This window comes from Microcoleus sp. w2-18bC1 (assembly GCF_036700365.1).
Classification (GTDB): domain Bacteria; phylum Cyanobacteriota; class Cyanobacteriia; order Cyanobacteriales; family Microcoleaceae; genus Microcoleus.
The window spans coordinates 1-4145 of sequence record NZ_JAUBOS010000130.1 but is presented as its reverse complement, the minus strand read 5'-3'; the positions used below and the strand labels follow the sequence as shown (position 1 = coordinate 4145).

Sequence of the window (4145 nt, the reverse complement as noted above, 5' to 3'; positions counted from 1 at the left end):
TTAATTATGAAATGGAACCGAAAGATCAAAAACAAAGGTAACGCGAGTTAATGCAGTTTAGATGTCGAACAGCTTACGATATTTTGTATCTATTGCGTACCCATCAACAATCAGATCGCACGGCTCATCGCTTCCAACTTTAAATGCTGGCTGAAAGCTACTGCAATATGTTTTACACGTTTCAGTAACTAACAATTGCCAACACATACCTAACTCACGTCCCCAATATTGCCTATTTTCTTTTTTTATTATTGGAGAAATACCAAACACATCCATTAAGATATCGTGTTCTTCATTCTCTTCTGCATAAATTTTTTCGGTAAATGACTTTTGGTATCTTGCTAAAATTTGCTCTAGTCTTCTTTCAGTCATCATCAATTACCAGATCGGCTAGACTAACGGATAATGCCTTGGCTATTTTGCTGGCATTAAGCAGCGTTATATTCCTTTCACCTCGTTCAACTGAACCAATATAGGTGCGATGTAATTCCGATAGTTCTGCAAGCTGATCTTGGGAAAGATTTCTGAGCTTTCTGAAATGTCTAACTTTTTTACCAAATTGCTCCGTAATATCCATAGATGGCGCCAGATGAAGCAATGATAACTATAATCTGACAGACTATAAGTAGCGACAGACTATAAGTAGCATTCGAGAGCGCTAGGATCTTTGCATTGATATAAGTCCCGATAGTTTCAAAGCACTGATTTGATTTCGGTCACTCTGCGGGGTAGGATGGTTAGAAGTAAAAATCTCTAGGTTTTGCGGATTGTGATCGATCGAACTTGAAACCGCAACTTTTAACCCGCAACTCCGTCCAGCAGTTAGGATTGCCGGAATCAAAGCAACGAGCTATGGAGACAAATTAACAGATGTGCTGTTGCCCACAGGCCACAAAGCTTTAATCACTGCATACTGTTTGATATCCTGCCTCAACCAGTCTTAATTTCCCGTGCTGAAGCCATGCGCTCGACCGTAAAGTCCTCCGCTCCCACAAACGAAACGGGCCAATCTCCCAACTGGGCAGAATTGACCCAAAAAGCACCAGAACCTACCCAGTTGGACAACATTAAAGCCCAACTGGATTTAGTGCTGTTAGCACTAGAAGCACTGGCAGAAATTGGCTCAGAGGCGATGCTCAAGGTAGCAGCCGAACTGAATTTAGAGCCAATGGTAGCCGATCGGGTAGCTTTGTGGCGGCTGCGACAGTCTAACCCGCTGCGGAAAGGCCACGGAGGGCGCAAAAAACTAGATGTGGAGGAAGCTCGATCGCTCGTTTTGATAAGCTGTCATTTGGCAAAACAGCACCAAGCTTTAATCCGCCGCGCTGTTGCTTTGCTCGAACAAATGGCAGAGCAAAACCGCGAACCTCACACCATCGCTTTGCTGGGAGATTATATTGACAGGTTCAGCAACACTTATGGCTCGCGCATGGAAGATGCAGAAAATTTGTCGGCCCGAGAGTTGACTGATTTGGCCCTCAAACTCCTGATCGATTTGCTATTTTACAGCAGTCCCGGCGGCCACCGCCGCCTCTGGCTGGCTCTTCTAGACCGCGCTAAAAATTAAACAACAGCCAACAGTCAACAGTCAACAGCCAACAGTCAACACTCAACCGTCAACAGACTTCCTGCTATGGTTCTCAAACGGTTCACGCCCCCCACTTGCACGCTGGAAATTACAGCCAAAAGTTCGCCTCTATCTCGCTGGGCGGGCCAACCGGTGTTTAAATCTTTAAGTTTCGAGCTGCGACTCGACGACCCCAGGTTGCCAGATACCGAACACGTTACTCTCAGGGGCGATCGAATTCAACTCGAAACCCTCCACGAAGCTGTCAGCAACTACGTCCAAAACTTGCTCGGCGAATCCCGCGATTGGGAAAGCAACCTCAACTCTCAAACCGCTCGTACCGCAGCAGGCCCAGACTCGCCATCCGCCGTGGGTAACGCCCTCATATTCGATCGAGCCGCCAACACTTCCGAAATAGCAACCTCCAACCCCTACTCTCTCCCAACCTCCTACCTTCCGGTTCCCCCCCGCTTAGAACCCCGCGGCTTGCTCGCCCACAACTTGTTTTTAGGCTCTTTGAGCGCCGCTGAATCCGGGCCAGTAGTTCCCTTGAGCACCCTGCAACTGTTTGACTTGGCCACAGCACTAGATGACTGCGCCGCCGAAGTGATGGCGCTTCCCAACCTCAACCGCGAGCCCCGACGGCCGGTGTCCTCACCCTGGCTCAAGGTGGCAGCATTGCTGGTCGCCAGCGCGGGCCTGACGACAGGAATTATCAAAATGCTCGATCGAACCGCCACCTCCCCGCAAACCGCAACAGCCCCCGATCTAGGACAGCCCCAGCTAGCTCCAGGCGTCTCCCCCAGTCCCCTTCCCGCCCAACCGACACCCCCAGCACCAACACCCGCCGCCACACCCGCTTTACCGCCCCTGCCACCCCCGCCCATCAACACCGCCGCCTCCCCCAGCCCCAGCTTGCCCCCCATCGCCCTCGCCCCAAATCCCCCCAGCAACAGACCCAGCCCCATCCAGCAGCCACCCCTGCTATTTCCCGCCAACGGCAGTGCAGCCAGCGCCCCACAGAGCGCCCCAGCATTCCCTCAAGGGCAAACAATCACTATTCCCGCCCCCGAAGAACCGCCCATTTCCGCCCCCCAAGCACCCGCACCAGTACCCTACGTGCTGCCCCCCCTACCGCCGAGACTAGCTCCCGCCGTACCGCCCCCCCTGCCGCCCTCCCTGTCTGCTTCCCGATTTCCCGTTCCCCCGCCCCAAACCTTCCCCAGCCCCATCGAGCCGATTGTCCCCCCCGCCAGTACCGAACTCCCAGCCCTTGAGGATGCTCAACCAACCACCGAGTCTGAGGATAACAACGAGGTGGCTGCCAGCAAAAAAAACCGCACTTTATTTGATACAATTCCTCAAGTTTCCGAAGCTAGAACTTACTTTGAGGAACGCTGGAAGCCTCCTGAAGGAATGGAACAAACTTTGGAATACAGCGTGCTGATCGATGAAAATGGGTCAGTTCAAAGTATTATGCCGATGGGAAAAGCAGCAGCAGATTATATCGAGAAAGCTAATATGCCCTTAGCTGGCGAGCCGTTTGTTTCTGCGGTTTCTAATGGAAAAAACCCGAAAATTAGAGTTGTTTTGCGACCGAACGGTAGAGTACAAACCTTTTTGGAAGAGAGTGATTAAACGCTCTCAAACACATTATCCAGATGGGAAATCCCGGTTAATTGCTAATCTTAAACAAGTTCAAAAAAAATCAAATTTTAACTGTGCTAGCAGCAGCCAGCCTATTGACAGTTGCTCCAGTTTGTCCTACCCATATCTCTTGGCCCGTGCGGGCAGAGTCACCAGTAAAAAAATTTGCTGACACTCGTCAACTGATGTGCATTGCACACCCTACAAACTTCCTTTTTCCTTCTTCCTGACATCCGTTACATCCGTCGAGCGAATCCGTTGCCGAACTTCCTTCTTCCTTCTATCCTTTACATCCGTTACATCCGTTACAAAATCCGTTGCCGAACTTCCTTCTTCCTTCTATCCGTTACATCCGTTACAAAATCCGTTGCCGAACTTCCTTCTCTATCATCAATGCCCTTTTTTTCTATCCCAAACTTCTCCAATCCAATAAAAAACTGCAATCCCGCAAAAACTATATAAAAAATCTTCAATACTAGCACTGCGATTTGGTAACATTGCTTGCAGCATTTCTTCCGCAGCAGTGAACATAGTAAAAATTGCGGGTCCGAAAGGAATTGAATAATTAAACAAATTCATCTTTTTTTTGCCAGTTGCTCTATGGCACAAAAAAGATGCTATTCCGTACAAAATAAAGTGACCTAGTTTGTCATAAGGCGGATGAGCGAGAGGAAAGTTGACTAATTTCCCCGTACCTGCTAAAAGCATGATACTGAGAAGAATTAAAACGTACACAAAGCAAGCAATTACCCAGAATCTTTTTGAGAAGTTCATCTTGTTGTTTGCCAATACCGACTAGACACCAGCCAAGTTCGCGCCACGCGAAACTAATATCAAATTTGGTTAATTACGCAGTAAGGATTCAGGTCGGAAATTCGGGAATGAGATCAGGCCGAGCCAAGTCACAAGAATGGGCAGAAATAGCCTCACG

General features: G+C 49.1%; 5 protein-coding genes. 2 read left to right on the top strand and 3 right to left on the bottom strand.

The genetic code is table 11. The annotated features are described in order from the left end of the window. Window positions 1-57: 57 nt before the first annotated feature. The gene (locus tag QT979_RS28470) at window positions 58-375 is read right to left on the bottom strand and encodes a hypothetical protein (protein ID WP_333312344.1); all 318 of its coding nucleotides are present in this window, start codon (window positions 373-375) and stop codon (window positions 58-60) included. Then, window positions 365-577, bottom strand: a complete 213-nt coding sequence (locus QT979_RS28465; protein WP_242715747.1) for a helix-turn-helix domain-containing protein — start codon at window positions 575-577, stop codon at window positions 365-367. The genes QT979_RS28470 and QT979_RS28465 overlap by 11 nt, the downstream gene beginning before the upstream one ends. A 384-nt stretch (window positions 578-961) precedes the next feature. Between QT979_RS28465 and QT979_RS28460 the strand changes: the two genes are divergently transcribed. Further along, a complete protein-coding gene (locus tag QT979_RS28460; protein WP_333312343.1) occupies window positions 962-1567 on the top strand; it encodes a DUF3038 domain-containing protein in 606 nt (201 codons plus the stop codon). A gap of 66 nt (window positions 1568-1633) precedes the next feature. Then, the gene (locus tag QT979_RS28455; protein ID WP_333312342.1) at window positions 1634-3205 is read left to right on the top strand and encodes a DUF4335 domain-containing protein; all 1572 of its coding nucleotides are present in this window, start codon (window positions 1634-1636) and stop codon (window positions 3203-3205) included. 399 nt (window positions 3206-3604) lie between these two features. On the opposite strand, the gene QT979_RS28450 is transcribed toward QT979_RS28455, so the two are convergent. After that, the gene (locus QT979_RS28450; RefSeq protein WP_333213324.1) at window positions 3605-3988 is read right to left on the bottom strand and encodes a VanZ family protein; all 384 of its coding nucleotides are present in this window, start codon (window positions 3986-3988) and stop codon (window positions 3605-3607) included. Window positions 3989-4145 lie beyond the last annotated feature (157 nt).

Excerpts from the sequence above, each read along its gene's own strand:
- QT979_RS28470 (WP_333312344.1), bottom strand. The coding sequence starts at position 375 with ATGATGACTGAAAGAAGACTAGAGCAAATTTTAGCAAGATACCAAAAG.
- QT979_RS28460 (WP_333312343.1), top strand. The coding sequence starts at position 962 with ATGCGCTCGACCGTAAAGTCCTCCGCTCCCACAAACGAAACGGGCCAA.
- QT979_RS28465 (WP_242715747.1), bottom strand. The coding sequence starts at position 577 with ATGGATATTACGGAGCAATTTGGTAAAAAAGTTAGACATTTCAGAAAG.
- QT979_RS28450 (WP_333213324.1), bottom strand. The coding sequence starts at position 3,988 with ATGAACTTCTCAAAAAGATTCTGGGTAATTGCTTGCTTTGTGTACGTT.
- QT979_RS28455 (WP_333312342.1), top strand. The coding sequence starts at position 1,634 with ATGGTTCTCAAACGGTTCACGCCCCCCACTTGCACGCTGGAAATTACA.